The organism is Acinetobacter calcoaceticus, assembly GCF_900520355.1.
GTDB classification, from domain to species: Bacteria; Pseudomonadota; Gammaproteobacteria; order Pseudomonadales; family Moraxellaceae; genus Acinetobacter; species Acinetobacter calcoaceticus_C.
Genome location: NZ_LS999521.1, coordinates 2,950,529 through 2,973,652, shown reverse-complemented (window position 1 = coordinate 2,973,652; position 23,124 = coordinate 2,950,529). Strand labels below are relative to the sequence as shown.

The 23,124-nt window shown below is 35.5% G+C and carries 21 protein-coding genes; 16 read left to right on the top strand and 5 right to left on the bottom strand.

Going from position 1 to position 23,124, the window contains the following annotated elements:
* Nucleotides 1–40: 40 nt before the first annotated feature.
* The 5 genes from AC2117_RS19110 (at nt 41) to AC2117_RS14230 (ending at nt 10,029) form a co-directional block, all read left to right on the top strand.
* Complete coding sequence (locus AC2117_RS19110; protein WP_227549205.1) at nt 41–2,269, top strand: McrB family protein; 2,229 nt, start codon at nt 41–43, stop codon at nt 2,267–2,269.
* An 8-nt stretch (nt 2,270–2,277) separates the two neighbouring features.
* On the top strand, nt 2,278–3,579 hold the full coding sequence (locus AC2117_RS14245) for an McrC family protein (RefSeq protein WP_133974989.1): 1,302 nt from the start codon (nt 2,278–2,280) through the stop codon (nt 3,577–3,579).
* Between the two features lie 243 nt (nt 3,580–3,822).
* Nucleotides 3,823–4,113: a hypothetical protein gene (locus AC2117_RS14240; protein ID WP_133974987.1), complete on the top strand. Its 291-nt coding sequence runs from the start codon at nt 3,823–3,825 to the stop codon at nt 4,111–4,113.
* 175 nt (nt 4,114–4,288) lie between these two features.
* Nucleotides 4,289–8,830, top strand: a complete 4,542-nt coding sequence (locus AC2117_RS14235; RefSeq protein WP_133974985.1) for an AAA domain-containing protein — start codon at nt 4,289–4,291, stop codon at nt 8,828–8,830.
* Between the two features lie 248 nt (nt 8,831–9,078).
* Nucleotides 9,079–10,029 carry a hypothetical protein gene (locus AC2117_RS14230; RefSeq protein WP_133974983.1) on the top strand — a complete coding sequence of 317 codons (951 nt, stop codon included), beginning with the start codon at nt 9,079–9,081 and terminating at the stop codon, nt 10,027–10,029.
* 5 nt (nt 10,030–10,034) lie between these two features.
* On the opposite strand, the gene AC2117_RS14225 is transcribed toward AC2117_RS14230, so the two are convergent.
* Complete coding sequence (locus AC2117_RS14225; protein WP_133974981.1) at nt 10,035–10,337, bottom strand: hypothetical protein; 303 nt, start codon at nt 10,335–10,337, stop codon at nt 10,035–10,037.
* 128 nt (nt 10,338–10,465) lie between these two features.
* Between AC2117_RS14225 and AC2117_RS14220 the strand changes: the two genes are divergently transcribed.
* The 6 genes from AC2117_RS14220 (at nt 10,466) to AC2117_RS14195 (ending at nt 13,644) form a co-directional block, all read left to right on the top strand.
* Nucleotides 10,466–10,894, top strand: coding sequence for a PAAR domain-containing protein (locus tag AC2117_RS14220; RefSeq protein WP_133974979.1), 429 nt, complete (start codon nt 10,466–10,468; stop codon nt 10,892–10,894).
* Between the two features lie 17 nt (nt 10,895–10,911).
* Complete coding sequence (locus AC2117_RS14215; RefSeq protein WP_133974977.1) at nt 10,912–11,430, top strand: PAAR domain-containing protein; 519 nt, start codon at nt 10,912–10,914, stop codon at nt 11,428–11,430.
* Nucleotides 11,423–12,127, top strand: a complete 705-nt coding sequence (locus AC2117_RS14210; protein ID WP_133974975.1) for a hypothetical protein — start codon at nt 11,423–11,425, stop codon at nt 12,125–12,127. The genes AC2117_RS14215 and AC2117_RS14210 overlap by 8 nt, the downstream gene beginning before the upstream one ends.
* 6 nt (nt 12,128–12,133) lie before the next feature.
* The gene (locus tag AC2117_RS14205; protein WP_133974973.1) at nt 12,134–12,616 is read left to right on the top strand and encodes an NF045616 family extracytoplasmic (lipo)protein; all 483 of its coding nucleotides are present in this window, start codon (nt 12,134–12,136) and stop codon (nt 12,614–12,616) included.
* Between the two features lie 25 nt (nt 12,617–12,641).
* Nucleotides 12,642–13,085, top strand: a complete 444-nt coding sequence (locus AC2117_RS14200) for a hypothetical protein (protein ID WP_133974971.1) — start codon at nt 12,642–12,644, stop codon at nt 13,083–13,085.
* A 73-nt stretch (nt 13,086–13,158) separates the two neighbouring features.
* Nucleotides 13,159–13,644 (top strand): NF045616 family extracytoplasmic (lipo)protein, encoded by a 486-nt coding sequence (locus tag AC2117_RS14195; RefSeq protein ID WP_133976382.1) that lies wholly within the window; start codon nt 13,159–13,161, stop codon nt 13,642–13,644.
* Nucleotides 13,645–13,922: 278 nt separating this feature from the next.
* Here the strand turns inward: AC2117_RS14195 and AC2117_RS14190 are convergent, their stop codons facing one another.
* Nucleotides 13,923–14,207: a hypothetical protein gene (locus AC2117_RS14190; RefSeq protein WP_133974969.1), complete on the bottom strand. Its 285-nt coding sequence runs from the start codon at nt 14,205–14,207 to the stop codon at nt 13,923–13,925.
* Between the two features lie 416 nt (nt 14,208–14,623).
* On the opposite strand from AC2117_RS14190, the gene AC2117_RS14185 reads away from it, so the two are divergent.
* A complete protein-coding gene (locus AC2117_RS14185; protein WP_133974967.1) occupies nt 14,624–15,133 on the top strand; it encodes a helix-turn-helix domain-containing protein in 510 nt (169 codons plus the stop codon).
* 5 nt (nt 15,134–15,138) lie between these two features.
* On the top strand, nt 15,139–16,008 hold the full coding sequence (locus AC2117_RS14180; RefSeq protein WP_227549250.1) for an IS3 family transposase: 870 nt from the start codon (nt 15,139–15,141) through the stop codon (nt 16,006–16,008).
* Nucleotides 16,009–16,314: 306 nt separating this feature from the next.
* On the opposite strand, the gene AC2117_RS14175 is transcribed toward AC2117_RS14180, so the two are convergent.
* The 3 genes from AC2117_RS14175 to AC2117_RS14165 form a co-directional block, all read right to left on the bottom strand.
* Nucleotides 16,315–17,661 (bottom strand): OprD family outer membrane porin, encoded by a 1,347-nt coding sequence (locus AC2117_RS14175; protein ID WP_133974965.1) that lies wholly within the window; start codon nt 17,659–17,661, stop codon nt 16,315–16,317.
* A 78-nt stretch (nt 17,662–17,739) separates the two neighbouring features.
* A complete protein-coding gene (locus tag AC2117_RS14170; RefSeq protein WP_133974963.1) occupies nt 17,740–19,125 on the bottom strand; it encodes an MFS transporter in 1,386 nt (461 codons plus the stop codon).
* 172 nt (nt 19,126–19,297) lie between these two features.
* A complete protein-coding gene (locus AC2117_RS14165) occupies nt 19,298–20,242 on the bottom strand; it encodes a dihydrodipicolinate synthase family protein (RefSeq protein WP_005042407.1) in 945 nt (314 codons plus the stop codon).
* A 185-nt stretch (nt 20,243–20,427) separates the two neighbouring features.
* Here AC2117_RS14165 and AC2117_RS14160 point away from each other — a divergent pair, with 185 nt between their 5' ends.
* The 3 genes from AC2117_RS14160 (at nt 20,428) to AC2117_RS14150 (ending at nt 22,993) form a co-directional block, all read left to right on the top strand.
* The gene (locus AC2117_RS14160) at nt 20,428–21,318 is read left to right on the top strand and encodes a LysR family transcriptional regulator (protein ID WP_133974962.1); all 891 of its coding nucleotides are present in this window, start codon (nt 20,428–20,430) and stop codon (nt 21,316–21,318) included.
* A 136-nt stretch (nt 21,319–21,454) separates the two neighbouring features.
* On the top strand, nt 21,455–21,976 hold the full coding sequence (locus AC2117_RS14155; RefSeq protein ID WP_133976381.1) for a sigma-70 family RNA polymerase sigma factor: 522 nt from the start codon (nt 21,455–21,457) through the stop codon (nt 21,974–21,976).
* On the top strand, nt 21,977–22,993 hold the full coding sequence (locus AC2117_RS14150; protein WP_133974960.1) for a FecR family protein: 1,017 nt from the start codon (nt 21,977–21,979) through the stop codon (nt 22,991–22,993). It begins immediately after the preceding gene.
* Nucleotides 22,994–23,124: the final 131 nt, after the last annotated feature.

Genomic DNA, 23,124 nt, shown 5'->3' with positions numbered 1-23,124 from the left:
TTTTAATTTAGGCAGTTCTAGTAAAGGGGAATAAATAAGCATGAGTGTGTATTTCCAAGAAGAGCACTTTGATTTGTTGGAAAAGTTGCAAAATAAAATAAGAAATAAAGATGACCAAACCCAAAATTTGGAATATGAAAAATTAAAAGAAGCAAATAGTTTGACTAAAACTTGGGGAGAGGAGGTTCTTAAAAAACAATTTCCTTCTGGGAAACTAGATTTTCGAAATAGTCCACTTGATCAAAGTAGAAAATTTAAACCTTATACATGGGCGAAAATTTATCCTGAAAAAGATTCTCCAAAAGAATTAGCTTTTACCGTTGGTATAGATGGTAATTTAGGGTTTATTCTGAAAATAGATACTGTTAATGCTAATAATAAGTTACGTAACAGATATGAAGAAATAAGAGGTGAGTTTAATAATTCACCAATAGTTTCAATGTTATCAGTAGAAGAAGGGCTTGGAAAATCTTTAGATGATTTGGTAGCATGGAGTGTGGAAGAAATTCAAAAATTTGGACTAACTTATGATGATCTGTGTACTGAGATTGCTTTAAAAGATGATTTAAAAAGTAATGATTTTACAGCACAAAAAGTGCTTGATTATTTGAAATCTAGATATCCAAATAATGAACAGAAAACCCAAAAGATTTTTTTATGTATAAATGAATTAGACAAAGAGTTAGCTTTAGAAACAGGGAATCTGTCTACAAATACCATCCGCTTGTTTTTGAAAGATAAACCTCCTGAACAAGTTATTGCATTGGAACAATGTAAATTTAGAGGTATTGGCGATAGTCCTAATCATAATTTAAATGCTAATACCAAATCATTAAGAGTAAATGATAGCTTTTTCCAAATTAGTCCTAGTTCATTACATCAATTACAGAAAATTTGTGATTGGTTTGATGAGTTTTCTCATGTAGATCATATCCGTAGTAAATCGAATAAAATGGGATTAGGTAAAGAAATGCCAAATAAGCTAATAGCGCAAACTTTAAACCGTATTTTATTTGGTGCTGCGGGCACTGGTAAAACCTTCAATACAATCAATCATGCACTTTCAATTATTGAAGATAAGTCACTTGAAGAATTAAAAGATGAAAAGCGTGAAAAATTAAAAGAAAGATTTGATGAATATAAAAATCAGGGCCGAATTAAGTTTGTAACGTTTCATCAAAGCTTTAGTTATGAAGATTTTGTGGAAGGAATTCAAGCTGAAACTGATGATCAAGGGAACTTAACATACAACGTAAAATCTGGAGTTTTTAAAGATATATGTAAAAATGCTACAGGCGTTTCTCAACAAGCAGAATCTATAGATGAAATAGTAGAAAAATTTCTTGATGAAATTACCGAAACTCCATTAGAACTCTATACTCAACAAAATAAAAAGTTCAAAGTAAGTTATGTTGGTAGTGGTGTAACCCTACAATGTCAGCCATTAGCTTCAGAAGCGAAAGCTACTTATTATGCAAATATAGGTAAAATTAAAAGCTTGCTTTCAGGTGAGCAAATTGAGAATGCTTATAATCGAAGCTATATAAAAGCAGTCGCTGAGTTTTTAAAACCTAAAGTAAAACCAGTCCAAATCAATAAAAATGATCAGAATCACGTTTTGATTATTGATGAAATTAACCGTGGTAATATTTCTCGAATTTTTGGTGAACTTATTACTTTGATTGAGGATTCAAAACGTGCTGGAGCTAGTGAAGAGTTATCAGTTGTTTTGCCATACTCGAAGAGAGAATTTACAGTACCAAATAACCTCTACATTATCGGTACGATGAATTCTTCTGACCGCTCATTAACAGGTTTAGATATCGCATTACGTCGTCGTTTTACCTTCATTGAAATGCCGCCGAAACCAGAGTTGTTGGCAAAAATAACGGTTGATGAGGTTAATATCCAAAAATTATTAACGGTTATCAATCAACGTATTGAAATATTGCTTGATCGTGATCATTGCCTAGGTCACGCTAATTTTATGAGCCTAGAGCAACAGCCAACTTTAGACAATCTCTCAAACATTTTTAAGCAGAAAGTTATTCCACAGCTTCAAGAATATTTCTTTGACGATTGGGCAAAGATTAATTTAGTTTTAAATGGTAATGGAATGCTTAAGCCGAAGCCTGTAGAAACATCAGCGATATTCCCAAATGTGGATTCTGAGGACTTAGGGTACTTTGAAGATAAAAAAATTTGGGAATTGGTGCCGACTTCATTTAACTCTATTGAAAGTTTCAAAAAGATTATTCAGCATGGATAGGGGCGAAAATGTCTGATCTGATAACTGTCAGAGAATATGCGTACATTAGCGTTGCACATATTGGATGTCCTGAATCAACAATAGACCATGCTTATATTTCTGAATCCGCTTTTGATCATTTATGTGAACTTTCGGCTTCATTTTCTAAACATGGTGCAAAAGTATTTGAATTGGCTGGGCGTAGGAAGCTCAGACTAGATCAATATGTTGGAGTTATTGAAACCAAGTGTGGTACGCGTATTGAAATATTGCCCAAGCATGTTGATATAACTTTTAATGAATCCAATGAAACTGCGATTGAAAAAGAACGTGAGCTCTTAAAAAAGATGCTCAAAGTATCTTTACATTTACCATATCGTGATGCTGGGGAAGCTAGCCTAAGTTGCTTTAAACAACCTATACATGAGTGGATCATAGAACAGTTTCTTTATAATTTTGAAAAACTTATTCAATGTGGTTTGCGCTTTGATTATCAACGTGTTCAAGAAGAACAAAAGCACTTGAGAGGACAATTACGGCATGTGAAACATATGCGACAATCTCCAGCAAGAAAGCATATTTTTCCTATTGAACACGACATCTATGAAGTTAATCGCCCTGAAAATAGATTAATTAAAACAGCATTAGAAGTCGTTTGTAAAAAAACACGAAGTGCTAAAAACTGGAAACTTGCTCAAGAGCTTCGCTTAATGACGGGGGAAATTCCAAAGAGTCAAAATATAGTTCAAGATTTCAAGCAATGGCAGTCAGGGCGTTTACTCGCACTATATGCAGAGATAAAACCATGGACTGAGTTGATTTTAAGTGAATATATGCCTGTATCTACTCATGGTGGTTGGCGTGGGATGAGCTTACTATTTCCTATGGAAAAACTTTTTGAGCATTATATTGCTTATCATTTATGTCGAGAATTAAACGATTGGGAAGTAAGAACACAGGTATCAAGTCAGCATATTTGTCTTTATGAGAATAGGCCAATTTTTAGATTAAGACCTGATATCCAAATTCAACATAAGAAAACTAGAAAAAAAATTATTTTAGATACTAAATGGAAATTATTAAATCAAAATGATCAAACTCGCCGTTTTGGATTGAAAGATAGGGATGTACAACAGATGTTTGCCTATAGCTATTATTATTTAGATCATGCAAGTGAAGTGATTTTAGTTTACCCAAGGCAAGAGAGGAAATTCTCAGAGGAACTATCCTTCAGTTTTAATCTAAAAGATACACCAGCATCATTGAGAGTTATCCCTTTTGATTTGGATAAGGGCTATCAATGGAATAAATTACTTTCTATTTTAAACTAAGTTTAATTTATCAAATAGGAGGGGAAGTTTAAGATTTTATTAATGTTTAGTATTTCTTAATAATTGACTTACTTTATGCTGTGGTTTCAACTTTGTGAAATATATTTTATAAATGCTATGAGTCTTAAATATGAAAAAAAACATCCATCTATAAAAAGAAGTAAAAAACTTATTGTTATATTAAAATGATAAATGGATGGTAAGATATTAATTTTAATCAATACTATCTAAATTGGAGGGAGTATGTCTGTAAAGGTTGATAACATTGCTACTAAGGTTTTAAAAGTTAATCTTGAGGATAATGAAGTTTCATTTGCGATCAAAGCTGATATTACTAATTTTAAAGATAGTGAATATTCCGATGAAGATGTCACTGTTGAAATACAAGGCGTTGATGCTGATGGATTCGAAATAATTTCAATTTATTTATCTGGAAAGGTTCTATTTAACACTACTAAAACGCTTACCGATCGTGAAGACTATCAAGATAAAGATGAATTTGATCAAGTTGTTAGATGGCAGTATACAAATTAATTTGAAGTTAAAAATAACGTTGGCATGGGCTATGTTAACGTTATACTCTTTTAAGTAATAATTTATTCTCAAAAAAGCTCTTATTATTTAATCAATATAAATTTAATTTCTAAAATATTAAAAACATTTTTATTCTTTGGCTATAATATCTTCAAATCAAAATTCAGAAAGACCAATGATGAACTGTGAAAGTGAATTGAACAATATTGCTAAAAACAAACTGGTTCAGTTGTTAGATTATGTATCTCATCAAGCTAAAGATACACAAAAGATCCAGTATGAAATTAATGGCAATAGATTTTATTCTCATGAATTGAAACAGTTACGTGGTTTAAAAGTACTAAATGACGGCGATTGGTGGTTCCAAATTGAACGATTGCAGCTTTCGGCTATGCCTATTCCCTCTGAATTGCTAACTTCTCACATTTTAGTTGATATTGAAGCTGAGCCCACTCTTAATTTTTATAACATCAACAAAATACTATTACTTAAAAAAGTTCATCAATTCCCATTGCCATATCACCTTGTGGCACATGATTTAGTTAGTAAAATTGAAATAATTTATGAGCTATTCAAGGAATTCGAAGACTATAAGAATACTTGGGAACAATGGAAACAAGACAATGATGAAATTAAAAAATCTATTCTTGTTTATGACAAATTATTCTCATGGAATACCGCGATTAACTTAGGTGGTACAGCCGATAGTGAAGAAATTGTTGCAGGCTTTGGTTTAGTTGATTGGGTGCTTCCAACTACTCATAAATCTTACTCATATCCATTAATTACTATTCCATTAGAAATGGAAATAGAAAAAAATGGATTGATACGTGTAGGCGCTAAAGATACACAAGCTAATATAGAAATGGATGCCATCTTGTTAGAAGATGATTTGCCTATCTCAGGAAAGGTGAAATTAGCTTTAAAAGAAAATTTAAATAATGGGCGCTCATTGCAACTATTTGCAAGTGAGACTTACTCTGATCTAGTTGAAGCTTTTACTACAAATATATACTCAAAAGGAATAGTTGTTGAGCCAGAAAATAGAGCTATACCTTCTAAGAATTTAGCAGTTAATTTAACATCCGTATTGTTTAGTCGTCCTAAAAGGAATTCTATTTTAAGTGATGATATTGAATTATTAAAAACTAAACTCAGTGATCCTTCAGTAGCAATTCCTGAACAACCTTTATCATTAGTAACCGAGTTAAATAATGATACGACTGAAAAAGAGATTTACAGTTTTAGGGGACGTTCTGGCGTAGAAGGATTTGGATCAAAAGTTGAAGAACTTTATTTCCCTCTTCCTTACAATAAAGAGCAAATCACTATTGTTCAAAATTTGCTAACTAGTAGTGGTGTTGTAGTACAAGGTCCTCCAGGCACAGGTAAAACACATAGCATTGCTAATATTATCTGTCACTATTTAGCCAATGGTAAAAAGGTACTAGTAACGGCACAACAATCTCATGTTCTTAAAACAGTACATGACAAAATTCCTGATGAGTTAAAACCTTTGGTAGTTAGTCGAATAGGTTCAAGTAAAGAAAGTAAAAATCAGCTTGAATCTTCTATCGATTTAATTGTGCAAAAAATTACCCAAATGAATGTTTCAGAAGTACGGAAAACAATTGACGCTTTAAAACAACAAATAGATCAAAATCATCATGAAATGGCTCTGATTGATAGAGAAATATATAACTTTGCTGAGAAGCATTATCAGAATATTGAAGTAGATGGTAATAAAAAATTACCTATGGATATCGTACAGAAGGTATTAGATAGTAGAACATCTTACTCATGGTTTACAGATCAATTAACTCTGGAGGAAAAAGATAGATTTCCTTTTTCTCAAGTTGAACTGATTCAATTGAGAGATTCAAGAAAGAAAATAGGTAAAGACTTAATATATATAAATTATGGTCCTCTACCTGCTTCTGAAAAGTTGTTAGATTCGACCAGTCTAAAAAAACTAAATGAGTTTTTAAAAGAGAAAGATGCGATTGAAGAGTTTTTAAAACAAAACGACCAACATCGTTTTAAGGATAATATTTCTGAAACAGAAATTAATGCTCTGAAAGATTGGTTAAGAATTTATTTGGAAGATCTCAACCTCATTCTTGATCATGCAGAAGCATGGCTATTGAGTTATTTTAAGAAAATAAATTTAGAAGATAAGGGTATGGAGTTAGATATCTATACAAACCTTATCAAAGAAGTTCAACCTTTATTGGAATACCGAAAAAATCTATTAATAGACCCTATAGAGGTAAATTTCGAAATACAGCCAAACTCTAAAGAATATGAAGCTGTTCAACGCGCTGTTGAGACAGGAAAGCCATTTAGTTGGTATCATTTTGGAACTTCTGAATTACAAAACTTATTTAAGTCAGTTAAAGTTTCTGGAAAATATCCTGATACATCAGAGGAATGGAAAAAAGTTAAGGATTATGTTGATAGAAAGCAGACCCTTAATATTTTTATGAGCAAATGGAATAGTATTGCAGCTCAATTAGACATTCCTTTAATTGAATTAAATAATCATGGTATAGATGAAATATTAAAAGAATTTATGCATCTTATTAATAGAACTCAAAAATGCTTAGACCTAAAACACAAGTATTTAGATATATTTAATTCTAATTATCTAAAAGTTTTTAATAGGACTAAAACTTTTGATTTTTATGGACTATCTAAAAATATTGATAACTTGATACAGTTGTTGGATCAGAAACTCAAAATATTTGACTTAGAAATTTACCAAATACAGTTGTCTGATCAAATTCTCTATCTAACAGAGTTCGATAATGAAATATCGATTCATTTAAAAAGTCTCATATCACAGATTGATACAGGTTCATTAAGTGAAAATGAACTGAAAAATTATGCAGATTTATTAAAGCAATTGGCGCATTTAAAAGATCTAGGTGAAGATTTTGATCGACTTAAATCTGCGAGTATTAAACTTAGTCAAACAAATGCTGTGACCCTTAGTAAAGATATTCTAGGAGTTCTTTATGTTGAAGAAATAGAGGACCCTGTATTACGTAATACATTGATTGAGGCTTGGGAGTGGAAGCGTCTTGAGACTTATGTAATTGCAATTAGCAATACAAGTCGAATTGAAAATTTTTACACGCGCCGTCGTATTTACGAGAAGAATCTATCTCAAAATTATGCGCAATTGTCAGCAAATAGAACATGGTTAGCGCTAAAGGAAAATGCTTCAGATAAGATATTAGTTGCATTACAGCGCTATAAAATTGCTGTTCAGCACTATGGTAAAGGAACTGGTAAGAATGCCCCACGATATAGAAAAGATGCACAAGTGGCTTTGAAAGAGGCAACAGCAGCTATACCTTGTTGGGTTATGTCACATCTTCAAGTATCAGAGTCTATGCCCGCTGAATTGGGACTTTTCGATTTAGTTATTGTAGATGAGGCATCACAGTCATCAATTGATGTATTACCTGTTTTAATGCGCGCTAAAAAGTTATTAGTCGTAGGAGATAATAAGCAAGTTTCTCCAAGCAATGTAGGTCTTGCAAGTGCTCAAATTGATGTACTACGTAATCGTTATCTACATGGCCAGCCACATGCTGCATATTTAACACCAGATATGTCATTGTACGATATGGCTTCTTCAATTTATGAGTCAAGTGTAATGCTACTTGAGCATTTTCGTTGTCACCCTGCAATCATTAGCTATAGTAATAAGAACTTTTATGATAACCGTATTAAGCCAATGCGATTATCAAAGAAGTCTGAGCAATTGAGCCCAGCTCTTGTTGCAGTTTATACGCCACAAGGATGCAGGGAGACCAAGAATAGTAAACATATTAATCGGATAGAAGCGAAAGCAATTATTGAAGAGATGAAGCTGATTCTGAAAGATGAAAGATATGTTAACCGATCAATTGGTGTCATTTCTTTATTAGGACCAGCACAAGCTGAATTTATTCAATTAGAAGCCTTGAATGAGTTTGGTGCAGGTGTTCTTACGCAAGTACAGTTTGCATGTGGAGATGCATCAGCATTTCAAGGTGCAGAAAGAGATATTATTTTCTTATCTATGGTAGCCGATCCTGAGAATTGTCATGCTTTAAGTCGATCTGATCATGAACAAAGATTTAATGTTGCTGCGAGCCGTGCACGTGAACGTATGTATCTTGTACACTCTATAAGTCGTGATCATATATCTCCAAAAGATTTAAGATTGAATTTACTTAACCACTTTTATGATGTGCAAGAAGATCAAAAAGTATCATTTGAAGAAAAATTAGAGTTATGTGAATCGGAGTTTGAAAAATCTGTATTTAACGTATTGCATGAAATGGGATACACCGTTACTCCTCAAGTTAAAGTTGGTAGCTATCGAATCGATTTGGTCGTTGAATCTGATGGTGATCAGCGTTTAGCTGTTGAATGTGATGGAGATAGCTATCATGGACCAGAACAATGGCATGATGATATGACTCGTCAACGGGCATTAGAACGAGCAGGTTGGACGTTCTGGAGATGTTTTGCATCGAGTTGGTCAATTGAGCGTGAGGACATGGTTATTTCATTAAAGGAAAAGCTCGATTCAATGGGTATAAAACCTACACATGGAATGAGTAGTTTGATTCAGGATGTTGAGTATAAAGTTTGGCTAGATTCAGAATTAGAATGTACCACTATGATTGATACTCAGGAAAATGAGTTAGTAATGGAATAAGTTTTTCATAGTATTATTCAATAAAAGTGGTGCATCAAAGTAACCACTTTCTTTTTATTTATTTTTCTTTACCCAAAGCATTATATAGCAGGGATAAGTGTACTAAAGAGAGAACATTATTGAACAGCATGTGAAAACATACTCTGAAATTTGGGGAAATTTCAAAAGATGATTACTCCGCTGGGGAGCGGTTTAAGAAAAGGGTAATCATCTATTTTTAAATAACTTATAAAATTTGGTTAGATCAAATGAACAACTTAATAACGAGATATTTACATAATCTGGGGCAGTGGCATGAAGTTGCGCTGACAATGACTAAAGCGATAGTTGCAATAGGGGTGTTGTGCTTAGTTGTGTATCTTTTAACAATTGGCTATATCCCGTCGGAAATTAGCTTTGGCGATACACTTATTTTTTTACTGATTTTTGCCGCGTTCTCTATTGCTTACGCTGTATTAGGGCTTATGCTATTTTTCTTTGGCACATCCTTAGCTCCAGTGACATATCTTGTCTTAAGCTGGGTTGATAAGTATTTGCCACCCCATATTAGAATTGGGAAAAAACTTCCTTTACCAAAAATTAATATTATTACGTTAATTGGCTCTCTTTATCTTCTATATGCTATTCACGGTATATTTTTATTACATTGGAAAGTCAATCTGTACATAGGCATTACCGTATTTTTTATCGCCTTTGCGTATTATCCCTTTTACATGAATCGGCAGAAGATTAAAGAATTTAATATAAAATTTGAAAATCTAGCAGATATTGTTGATGATCCTAATGCTAGTGAAAATCTAAAAGCATTCGCAAGAAAAAAATTAAAGAGATTAGAAACGCATGTTAAAGATAGCTTAGAAATAGCTTTTTTTATTAGCTTGACTCCGCTTGTACCCCTGATCCTCATTGGCGATGTCGGTAAAGTCTTCTTAAATTATACAATGCAAAATACTGGGGTAAGAATAGAAAAAGCTACCTTGTATATTAAAGAGCCTTATGCAAATTTAATTGAATTACCAAAATCAACTACTAAAGAGTTGAGTCAGTATAAAACCTTTATTTTTAAAGATGTTAAAGTGTTATTTCAAGGCATTGGTAAAAGCACTTTAGTTTCTTATAAGGTAAAGAATATTGAAAAGCAGTTAGTGATTCCTAATGACTATATTACTGTAGAGCGAAGCAAGAAAATTGAAGAGTAATTAAATTATAAAAAATAAGAAATAGTTAGAGTTATGAAAGCAAGGATGTAAACAATTGCTATTGTTGTTCTAGCCATAGCGTTTGCATCACTACTTTTTTCCGTAAGTGGGGGAAAAAGTGGTAATGCTGTATTTTTTAAAATAAAAAATATTAAGGCGTACCCTGCAATAAGTGAAAATACATATTCAAATCCCAACTTTCCCTCAAAGTAAGCAATTAAAGCCATTATTAACATGAATAGGGCTAAGCTAATTAAAAAATATCTCTTAGAGGGATAGTCTTTCATAAAGAAATCTTTTATTGACATAAAGGTGACTTGCTTTGAAATTTTAAATAATTTTCTAACATACTAATTTTATATGATTACATATAAGTTATTTTTTAGTTTAAGTAAGTTTTGATATTATTGTATTAGAAATGATAGCTGGAATCATAATGACAAGTCCTATTTTTTTACAAGACCTTCCTATTGAACAATTAGAAAAGCTTTCAAAAAATGATATTCAAAAGATTTCTAATGCTGAAAAACTCTATTGGAATAATAAACCTCATATTATTTACTACGTGGCTGTACATGGTGCTAAAACTCAGAACGATGGTTTAGTTAATGCATCTTCTACTAATACGAAAATTAAAGGATTATCTATTGCCCGTGTTGGAGATGAGGTTATTTATGCAGATGGCACAACCTCCAAAATCATCTCTGGTGCAGGTACAGCATCTATTGCTGATGGGGCACCAGTGGCTCTAGTGGGCAGTCGCTTAGAAAATGGGGATGAAATTATTGAGAGTCCGAATACTACTATTGCGATCAGAATTTACAAAGATCAGCCCTTACCTCAAAACTTTTTGAGTCATGACTAATTTTTAAGGTGTAGGCTATGGCTAAAGGTTTTGCGATTCACAATGCTATTACTGATCATGGTGGAATTATTCCATCTACGCAATCGAGAAGTTCTCAAATGGGAAACTTGTTTGTTAGAGCTGGTGATGGTCATATGTGCCCTAAATGCAGGTGTTGGTCTGTAGTTATTAAAAGTCATGACCATGTGATTTTTGATGGTAAACCAGTAGCATATGTGGGTGATAAATTATCATGTGGCGCAACTATTCAACCACAACAGTCTTATGTTGTAGGAGAGAGTGGTAGTCCTTATAGCCGATCATCTGATAATACAAATACTTCTAGTTTTGTTCCTACCCTTCAATATGGTCAGAGATTCTTATTACAAGATGAGCTTACAGGAGAACCTTTAAGCAATGTATGTTATGAAATAGAGAAAAGTGGAAATATTATTCATGGGAAAACGGATGCAAATGGCTTTACAGATTTAATTACTAGCGAAAATAAAGAAGAAATCCAAATTCATATCATATATGAGGAACATGACCATGGCTGATATTTTTACAAATAAGAATGAAATTGATACTCGTGAAAAAATATTTTCAATGAGTGAAACACTAGAAGAAATGAGGAAGAAAGGACCAGCGCCAACAAAAACAATAAATATTGTAACACGAAGAAGGCTAACTGATAGAGAAATTATAATGTGTAAATCAGTCTTTAAAGATTCGATTGATTATAAAAAAATTTGGATCGTTATGGGAGGTTTTGTACAGAGTTTATCTGGTAATGCTATCACTCCTTTTGGTCATATTATTACTCTTCCACGAAAAGATTATAACGATAATGAGGATTTTACTACAGCAGATCCACCATTGAGACATTGGTTTATGCATGAGGTAACACATGTCTGGCAGAATGCATTAGGCTTTCAAGGTATGAATAAAGTAAAACGTGTCTGCCGTGGTGAATATTTCAAAACAGTTGGCTCTCCTGATGCAAGTAGAGGTGAAGATATATCACCATATGCAACAGATTTAAGAGGTAGAGATTTGTATAAAAAATTTAATGAATTCAATTATGAACAACAAGGACGTATAATAGAACTTTATTTTGATGCTAAATTTTTAAAATATGCAGATCCCCACAGACCCCATCATCGACTTAGCCTTAAATTAGAACCTTATGTTTTATATACTTTAAAAGAATTTTTAGAAAATCCTAATGATAAATCATTATTGCCGAAGAGTTAATATTCTATGAAATTATTATATTTACTGATTTTTATTAGTAGTACAGTTAGTGCTTCCCCATATCCAACTCTATATGTGAAAATTAAAGATAATGATGTGTGTGTATTTACAAAAGGAGGCTATGACAAAGCATATGAGAATCTGACCGTAATTTACATGGGGAAAGTAGATGGAATTAATGCCTTTCATTCTTCATATTCGAAAACTTATTTGAATCTTAAAATGCCTATTGTTGAAGAGAACTGTATTAAAATTAATAAATCAGAGTTTAAAGAGAATTTGCCCTATTCCATTTGGCTTGGAACTGATGGAGAATATAATCAACGGGTATGCGTAAATAAAAATTCTGAAGGAAAAACTGTATTATTAGAAGCTAAAGCAGACCTAGAAAAAGGTACATATTGTGGTACTAATCAATATGATTACTCTAGCAATAGCCTTTGGACTAAATTAAAAAATTCCTATTATTGGTTAGTTAGCTTGTTTTAGAGCTTTAAATTCCAAAGTATTTTATATGAAATCACTTAACGCGCTTCTTATTTTATTTATCACCTTTCTAGTTATTGGATGTACAAGTCACAATAGTATAAAAACTGATATTGTTGTTTCTAGTAATCAAGGAAATCTCTATTTCTCATTTCCGAAAGATAAAAAAGTTTTGGTTTATCATTATGAAATTAATGACTATGAAAATTTTGAATCAGATGGCATAACTTATAAACGATTATTTGTTTCTAAAGAGATTAATAAGGAAGTGAAAGAGATTATTTTTGAGAACTATAAATCAAAAAAAATTGTAGAAAATCATGCTTATTATATGTTGCTAGGTGAACAAGGATTAAATAAAACTGGTGTTGGATTCACTACAGTAGGTTTTTGTTTGCATAAAGATAAAATTCTTACTAAGCAACAAAATGAAAACACTTCCGCATTTATTCAAAAATGCCATGATTTATGATGTTGTAAATAAAATTACGCAGATGCTTAACCGCAGCCCTAATATTTTGGAGATTATCTTAAAAATAATTTCCATTAAATTATTTTATTTACTACTTTTTATGAGTAATTCTGTTAGTGCTTCTCCTGGTTCAACATTATATGTAAAAATTAAAGACAATAATTTTTGTGTATTTACAAAAGGAGGCTATGACAAAGCATATGAAAATCAGACCTTAATTTATATGGGTAAAGTAGATGGAATTAATACTTTTCACTCTTCATATTCAAAAACTTATTTGAATCTTAAAATGCCTGTTATTGAAGAAAACTGTATTAAAATTAAACCATCCGAATTTAAAGAGTCTCTACCATATGATGTTATTCTTGAAACAGACCAATCATATACGCAAAGAATTTGTGTACATAAGACTTCAGAAGGTCACATAACATTATTAGAAGCTAAAGCAGACCTTGAAAAAGGTATATATTGTGGTACTAACCAATATGATTACTCTAGTAATGGCCTTTGGACTAAATTAAAAAATCTCTATTATTGGTTAATTAATTTTTTAAATTAAAACGCTTTTAAAAGAGATCATAGATGACTTTGGATACTATACATGTATTCAGTTTATAGCTCTTCATTTCCCCAAGTGAAGAGTTTTTTTATTCTATATACCTGACACCCAATTGATCGAATCTATTTCATTTTGAGTAGTCGAAATGGGAGGCAGATACAATTGCATCAAACTCTCTTATAAGCTGGCCCCCGTGCCACAACAGAACTTTAATTTTTTGCGCTGATTTAAAGTCATCCACCATTGCGACACAGAGATAAGGGAGCTAAGCCAAACGCTTAGCCCATGTCTTCTTTATCGCACCGCCGCATCACACTAAAAAAAGTAGGGGCAAAGTCCTGTGGGAGAGCAGGACTTTGCAAACTGACATGTTCTAGACGTTGCATGAGCTTATGCGAATACATTTGTTCAAGCCGTTGGTAAATACAGTCACAACTGGCTTGGGTGTGCCCACCAGACAGGCATATTTCTTCAAAATCCTGCTGAGTGTGAATGTCACAACCAGAAACACCGTAATCGCCTATTAAAAGGCTTAAAGCCAAAATAGGTTTATAAAGTTTTATATTATTCTCGTGATAATTTTTACTAGGTTATTAATAAAAAATAAGCCGCTTATATTTAAAGTATTAAAATCATTTTTTAAAGGCAATAGTTAACCCACCTGTGATACAGGAAAATAAAATGATTAAAAGTTTAAAATAAAATTATTTATAAATTTAAAATATTTTAGGTGAGAGAAGGCCTAAATTTTAAATAAATAAAATTTTATAGGGGAAAGGGAATAAGTTTATATATTGGCATGGTCAACTCCTTAAAATTTATGGAGCTCTACCACCGAAAATCACCGTCAATTGATTTGGGTGGTAGAACGAGAAGGGGTTGACAGACTGGGTATACACCAGCACGCGCAAGCGCGTCCCCCTCCCGTCCTGAACTGCACCCCATAAGTTAGACTCTTTAAACTTATAAGGTGTGTCCTATGCCAGTTCCAAAGCATTCAAAAGAGTTAAAACTAAAAGTAATTCAGGCTTATTTAGATGGGAGTAAAGGCTATAAAATTCTTTCCAAAGAGTTTAATGTAGATCTCCAAACCATCTGGTTATGGATTGAAAACTATAAAGCACATGGTACTGATGGGCTTAATGTTAAAATTAAAAAGACTTATTATTCTCCAGAATTTAAAATCAATGCGATACAAATGCTTCTTGATAAGATACCCGTAAGAGAAGTAAGAAGACGATTAAATCTGAGCGGGACGTCAATTTTAAGAAGATGGTTAGCTCAGTATCATAAAGAAGGGATTGCTGGTTTTAATACTAAACGGACTTATACCAATATGACTAGGCAAGATAAAATCAAAGTAGTTAAGCCAATCAGAGATGATAAAGACAAGTCTCAACAAGAACTCATTGATGAGGTTACAGCTTTGCGCGCAGAGGTCGCTTTCTTAAAAAAGCTAAAAGCCTTAAAACTGAAGCAGCGTACTTAAGTTCAATTTCTACCGCAGACAGTGTTCAGGTTGTTTCAGAATTAAGGCATATCTATCCATTGAAACTATTACTCGGTATCGCGAAGATAGCCCGTAGTACTTATTTCTACCACATGAAAGCTCTACGCTCCAATGATAAATATACTGAGCTAAAACAAAATATTAAGTCGATATATCACAAGCACAAAGGATGTTACGGCTATCGTAGAATTACTCTTGCTTTGAAAAGTGCAGGAATAATGATTAACCATAAATGCGTATATCGCCTCATGAAAACTATGGGACTCAAATCAAGGATCAGAGCACTAAAATATCGCTCATATAAAAGTGGTTGTGTCGGGATGGTGGCTGATAACATTTTACAACGGCAATTTAAAGCAAATCGGCCAAATCAGAAATGGGCAACTGATGTAACGGAATTTAATGTGAATGGTGAAAAACTTTACCTATCCCCAATTATAGATTTATTTAATGGGGAAATTATTACGTTCCGAATCCAACGCAAACTCAATTATGAGTTAGTAAAAGAGATGCTCATTCATGCTTTGGCTAAACTTAAGCGACATGAAAAACCAATTCTCCATTCCGATCAAGGATGGCAATATCAAATGGCCCATTACCAGCAGCAATTAAAGCAACATGGTTTAATTCAGAGTATGTCTCGTAAGGGAAATTGTTTGGATAATGCTGTAATAGAAAGCTTCTTTGGAATATTAAAATCGGAATGCTTTCATGGTGAAAAATTTCAATCAATTGATGAATTAGAGAAAACTGTAAAAGAGTACATTCATTATTATAATCATGAGAGAATCAAGGTGAAGCTACAAGGTTTATCCCCTGTACAATATAGAAATCAGTTTTTAAAAACTGCTTAATTAACTGTCCAACTTTATGGGGTCAGATCATCCTACCGCAACGGTAAGGGGGAGGTGCAGGTTGCGCACAAGTCTGATACTCAGGAAGTATAAACCTGATACGCTGTATACTCGGTCTGTCAAAACCGACTGGCAATGTGTGCCAGCGAGACCATAATAATCATAAGTTTTTAACAGGTCAATTTAAATAAAATATTATAAAAATTTTAAATATAAATTTATATTTTAATTAAACTCAAAAGTTAATATATTTAAAGCAGTAAATTAATAAGGATAATAAAGCTAAACTAAACGTTTAACTTGTTCTTAAAATGTATAACGGTAATTAATAAATACACGGTGCTGGTCCCAATCTTTACGGGTCATACCATTTATTTTCTCACCTAGGTCTGCATTTTTAAACTTTGACTCATAATGCAAAAATGAATAACGCACATCTAAGTTTTTTACCCACGGCAAGGCATAACTCACTGTAAAGTCAAAGTAACGCTCTTTACCCTCAATATCACTGCTGATGTTACTTTGGTGAGCGCCAAAGCCATAAATATACTTCGCCTCGGTTTTTAAACCTTTCACATAGTCTTTCCAGTTATATTTCAGCCGGAGGGCAACGGCGGTTTCATCGTTATGGGTAAAGTCAGGGCCAATGGTCGCAGAGGTCGGAAACGGGTTAGTACCGTGGTCTTGGGTTAAAACAGAGTTGCGGGCCGAGTGCACGGCAAAGTTATCTTCAATCCAAAACCCATCAAACTTTGAAACGGCAATGCCGCCTTCGAGATTATTCTTGGCTACATTTACATCAACAAAATAACCATTGCCACGGTTGTTAATGTCTTGGCCTTTGATACAGTCCAGCTCGGTTTCGGCACCACACTTAAACAGCTTGCCATCATCACGCGAGAAAAAAGCACCTGTGTTGAATGTCCACACCAAGCCATGCAAAGGCAACTTATATTGAGCAATCGCCCCGTACTTTTTTAAATAATCTTTGCTATTTAAATATTCGGCATTCAAGCTCCAGTTTTTATACTGATATTTGGCTCCAAGCAAACCAACATAATCAATGTGCTCGTCATTTTCAGTCACGAGTTTTTCAAAACTATCCATGCTGCGCGGTTTCCAGCGGTCATAGTAAGCCATGTAAGTCTGTAGTTGGTCATTCAGTTGAAACTGACCACTCGCACCCGAAAAGGTATCGGGCACTGCACGGTTATTGGTACTTTTGAGTAAAACCGAATCGTGCAACTGGCGGCCTAATTTAATTTCACCTTTATCGCCCAGTTTTGCCTTTATGTAGAGCTGCCCTAAAGTTGCAAAGTTTTGATCGAGCTTGCCGTTATTTTCAACCTCTAAAAGCTGAGCACTCGGCTTGCCAGAGTCAAATAACTTGGTGACTGCATAGAGTGAGCCATCTACCCCAAGCCAGTCCCACATGTACGGTGACTGGTAATTTAACTCAAGCCCTAAAGCGCTTTGTTCATATTCACTTGATGAAGGTGAAGGGTTGGCAAGCGTGGGGTGGGCAGTGCCTTCATCGTTCCAGTAACGGGTGTTAAGTTTTAATTCTAAATTGCCAAATTCTTGAGGAAGTTCTGCATAAGCATTGCTCACACTGCCTAAACCAATACAGCCCCATAGCAAATATTTATTCATTTTAAATTCCTTTTTTAAGCATGAATAAGCCCTTTGCCTAACGCTGAGGTTAGGCAAGCTTTTTATGAAATGGATGAATTAAGGAGAGAGTTTTTCGAGCACTTGGCCTTTGGTTTCAATGGCAAACAAGAAGGTCACAAGGCCACCAATGAGCGCCACGACGGCAAGCACACTAAACACATATTGAATGCCATAGCCACCGACCACCAGACCGACCATAACAGGTCCAATTGCAGAACCGGCACGTAACCAAGCGGTACTAAAACCAATGCCCATGGCACGTAGGCGAGTAGGGTAAAGTTCGGCAGCGTAAAGGTATAAAGAGAATGAAATGGTCTGCAAAATGGCATAGCTCAGCGTTGCCAAAATCACAACTTCCATCGCCGATTTTGCACCTAAAATCGATAGGCTCATGAGTGGAATGATTGCCAAGAAAAACGCTGCACTGTACCAAGGACGGCGGCCGACTTTATCAATCATTAACGCACAGATAATAGAGGCAATCACACCCACGCCCGACGTAATCCAGCCATAACCCAAACTGGTTTGAAGCGACAGTCCAAAGTGTTGTTTGTAGAGCGTTGGCAGCCAAGTCACCATGGCATTGTTAATCATATAGACGCAGAACCACATGCCCCACAGGGTAAAGGTCCGTTTGCGGTAAATGCCTTGGAACAGCTCACGCCAGTCGGTTTTTGCCATGCCTTGCGGGTTAATGTCTTTAACCACAGGTTCAGGCAAAGTTTTACCACTTTTAATGGCACCGTCTTCAAAACTTTTGACAACTTTATCAGCTTCTTTAAAACGGCCTTTTGAGGCAAGCCAACGTGGTGACTCAGGCAAGAAAAACCGTAAAGGAATGACCAGTAAAGATGGAATGAGGCCCACAATAAACATGACTTTCCAGCCATAAATTGGCATCAGGAAAAATGCTGCCATGCCTGCAAACATAAGGCCCATCGGGAATAAAACTTCATAGAGCAAGAAAAACTTACCGCGCTTTTCTGCACCAATAAACTCATTAATATAGGCACTCGCAACAGGTACTTCGCCACCTGTTCCTATGCCTTGTAAGAAACGGAAAATTAACAGAGACATTCCGCTCCAAGCAAACAGACAAGAAATGTCCATTGCCACAAACAGTAAAATGGTAAAAGACAGTACTTTTAAGCGACCGACTTTTTCGGCAAGTGAACCAAAAAATATAGCACCGACCAGTTGCCCGACATAGCCCGCAGCAATGATCGCACCGACATAGGCAGGGGTGAGGTGCCATTCGGTAATGAGTTGGGGTAAAGCAAAGGCAATCGCAAGAACAGTATAGGCGTCAAAAAAAGTCGCTATACCAATGGTAATTCGCATAAATTGCAATCGTCCGGTTACTGGAAGCCGTTCGAGTCTTGCAATAATTTCCGCATTTTTTTGATGATGACTAATTGGTTCTACATCCGCTAGATTTGTCATCTTCTATCTCCTTATGACTACATTCCTCGTAGTTTTTTTGTTCTATTTCGCACTACCTGTTCACCACAGTTTGCATGCTTTTTATTATTGTTTTTAAGTGACATGCCCGATGTTTGGCCTCAGGCAGCGTACAGGAAAAAAGGGCTAGCGTACATGCTAGCCCGAATAGAATTTAAGCAACGGCTTGGGTTAAATCGACCTTGCCAATTCCGGCTTGACGCATCGCATCATGAATTTCTTGTTCAGCCCCATCTGCCAGTGGAAGCAGAGGCGAACGCACAGTGGCATGGTCCAAAATTCCGCGAGCAACCAATGCATGTTTAAGCGCGACCGTGCCTTCCATGTGTGAACCACGGTGATAGACATTACGAGTCACTGGTAAAAGTTGGTCGTGAAGTGCACGTGCTTTGGCGTAATCTTTGGCTTTACCTGCTTTAATCATTTCAATTAAAAGCTCAGGGGCAATGTTGCCATAGCCAACCAAAGCGCCGTCTACATCAAACATGGTGTGAAGCAAATATTCATCGTGACAAGTCAAAATCTGTAAGTCTGGACGTTCACGGCGAATAATTGGAATTTCGACATCCCAACGGCGCATGTTACGCACGCCATTTTTCATGGCAAACACACCCGGCTGTGCAGAAATATCGAGTAGAGTGTCTAGGTCGTAAGTGGCCTTAGTGGCATCTGGATATTGGAATAAAATAGATGGCAAACCACTTTCTTCATAAATCGCTTTATAGCGGTCTTGCGGTGCACCTTTTTGATAGCCAAAACGCAGCCAGCCATGTGAAGGGTAAATTAAGCCTGCTGAAGCACCCGCACTCACTGCACGTTTTGCTTCTTCTGCTGCAACCGAAGTACCTTCGAGTGTAATCCCTGCAATTACCGGAATTTTGTCATCTACAGATTTAACAAAGCTTTCGATGACCTGCATTTGTTCTTTTTGAGACAAGAATGTTCCTTCACCTGCATGCCCAAGAACAACCAAGCCTTTCACACCATCAATACTGCCTAACCATGAACCTAAACGTTGAATTGCATCATGGTCTACTTGTCCGTCACGGGTAAAAGGAGTCACAGGTGCTGGGGTTAATCCACGTAAATCTAAACTCATAATCGTACTTCCTATACAGTGTAATTAAATATTCTCTGGCTCTTAATCTGACTTAAATCGTGTTGTAGAGAACATGATTGGAGTATAGAAATAGGCGAGCTATGTAGGAATTACCAATTCTTGAATTTCAGTTATACTGAAAATGTATAGCTCAAAAGTGCTAGTTTACGATTTAGGAAGAATCGATGAATTATGATTTATGGAAAATATTTTTAGACGCGGTGGAACTCGGTAGCTTAAGCAAAGTCGCCATGCTGCATAACACCAATCAACCGCAAATAAGTCGGCAAATGAATGAGCTTGAGGCGCAATGTGGTGGTCGTTTGTTTAACCGAACTGGACGCGGCGTCGAGCTGACCGATTTAGGCCAGCATTTACTTCCTAAAATTCGTTCATGGCTGAACGTCACCGACCAACTTAATAATGAAATTTTGCACTCGACCGATACACCGATTGGTACGGTTCGCATTGCCAGTTTGCCGTCTACTGCACATCCGTTGCTATCGACTTTGTACAAAGTGCTTCAACAAAAATATCCCTTAATTAAACTGTCGGTGCGTGAAGGGCAAGGGGTGCATTTAGAAAAATGGCTTGAAGATGGCAGCGTCGATTTAGCCATACTCTATCGGTTTAACCCGACGCCTAAGCACGGCGATGTCTATCTTACCGAAGCCGATACCTATTTGGTCGGCTGTGAAGGAGACACGCTCACTCAGGCAAATGAAGTCGACTTTAAAGCAATAAATCAGTTACCGCTGGTCACGTTTTGCAGACCAAGTAACTGGCGAAACTTTTTAGACCATATGGCTTATGAAAATGGGGTAGAGCTGAATATTGTGTTTGAAGCTGACTCGATTAGTTTACAAACCCATTTGGTTTCCGAATCTGGCATTTACACCATGCTGGGGCCGCAAGCTTTAAAAAAGGCCAGCCAATACACCTCAATTCAAGCGGCAAAAATTATGAGTCCTGAGCTAAAGCGCTATATTTCTTTGTCTATTTCTAAGCATGGCTATTTAACGCCTGCTTGTAAGGCAGTGATGGAAGAAATTAAAAATCTGGCTCATTTGCTTTAAGAGAAGTGCAGCAAAGTAAGGGAGCAATTAATTCAATTTATTAAACAGTGATTTAAGTTTTACTTGAATTATTGCTTGACTTGTTTAAATGATAATTATTATCATTTGTGAGTTCCTTGTTTTGAGTCCAATTGCTGTGAACAAAACTTCTTTGCTTGTAGATCAGTTATATAGAAGTCACCAAAACTGGCTTCATCAATGGTTGAGACAAAAATTAGGTAATACTGATCAGGCCGCAGATCTGGTTCAGGACACATTTATTAAACTGCTACAAACCAGAGACGAGTTATTTGGCATTAAGGAACCACGCGCCTATTTAACGTCGATTGCTAAAAACCTGCTGATTGACCAAGTGCGCCGTAAACGCATTGAACAGGCCTATTTAGATGGCTTGAGTCAAATGGAATATATGCTTGAAGCGGTGGCTTCACCCGAAGACCAAATGCAAATTATTCAAGCGATTAACCAGCTTTGCAAAGCACTCGAAGGGGTTTCCGAAAAAGCACAGCAAGCTTTTATTTTGCATTACCTCGAAGGCTATACCCATAAAGAAATTGCCTCACAATTAAATGTATCGACCAAAATGATTCAAAAATATTTGGCGAGCTGTTTAATTCAATGCTACCAAAATCGACAAGACATGGACGCTTGCATTTAAATGGCCATGGATAAAAGCAAACATCACCAACTGGTTGAAGAAGCCGCGCATTGGATTGTTCAACTGAGTTCGGATGATGAAAGCTTGCGAAAAACCGCCAAACAAAAATTTGAAGAGTGGAAAAAAAACAGTGAGCAACATCGCCAAGTGGCTGCCGACATAGAACAGTGTATCGGTTCAATTCAAAAACTTTCCCAAACCAGCGGACATAAAAAAGTCACTAAAGTTGCCCTTAAAGCTGGCCTAAGCTCAGGCAAAGCCTATAAACATTTACGTGCAGGAACAGCTTTTGCCGTTGTGTTTGTTGCTATTAGTGGGGCATTATTTTATTTAACCGATACTACAGTGGCCTATGTGACGGCTGATATTCAAGGGCAATCGGGGCAGTGGACCACGCAAACCTTGCCAGATGGTTCACGTTTAATTTTACGCGGTAAAAGCGCAGTCAATCTTGATTTTAAAACCAATCAGCGAGTGGTTGAGTTGGTACAAGGTCAAATTTATGTCGATGTGGCTAAAGATAAGACCAGACCGTTTTTGGTCAAAACCAGTCATGGGCAAATTCAGGCACTCGGCACAGCTTTTAGCGTCAGTTATGACCCTTCGGCAACCGAACTTAAGATGTTGCACTCAAAGGTAAAAGTAGAAGCGACACAGGTTAAAACCATCCAATTGCATGCGACTCGTCAGGCGATTGTTGAAGCAGGGCAAGCCATTAAAATGGACGAAAATGGCGTACAAAAACTGCCTGCACTGAATGTTTATAACGAACAACAAAAATGGCAAAAGCATCAGCTTATGGTAGAAAACTTGCCATTGAATCAAGTGCTACAAGAGCTAGACCGCAACTACAAAGGCAAAATTATTTTTAATGATGCAGCGTTGCAACATGTGCGGGTCAATGCGGTGTTGCCTTTAGATCAAACCACAGAATCGCTTAAACTTTTGGCTACGGTTTTTCCAGACCTGAAAATTAAGCAAATCACGCCGTTCGTGGTCATGGTTTCTTTAAAATAATAAAAAATTAAATTTATTTTCAATTTTAGGTTCCACTTTTTTGAAAGTCGTTCGTCATAGTAAGTAGAAGCAATAAATATGGATCATTTTAATTTGTTGTATTGAATGATTCTTATTACGATTTACTGGGG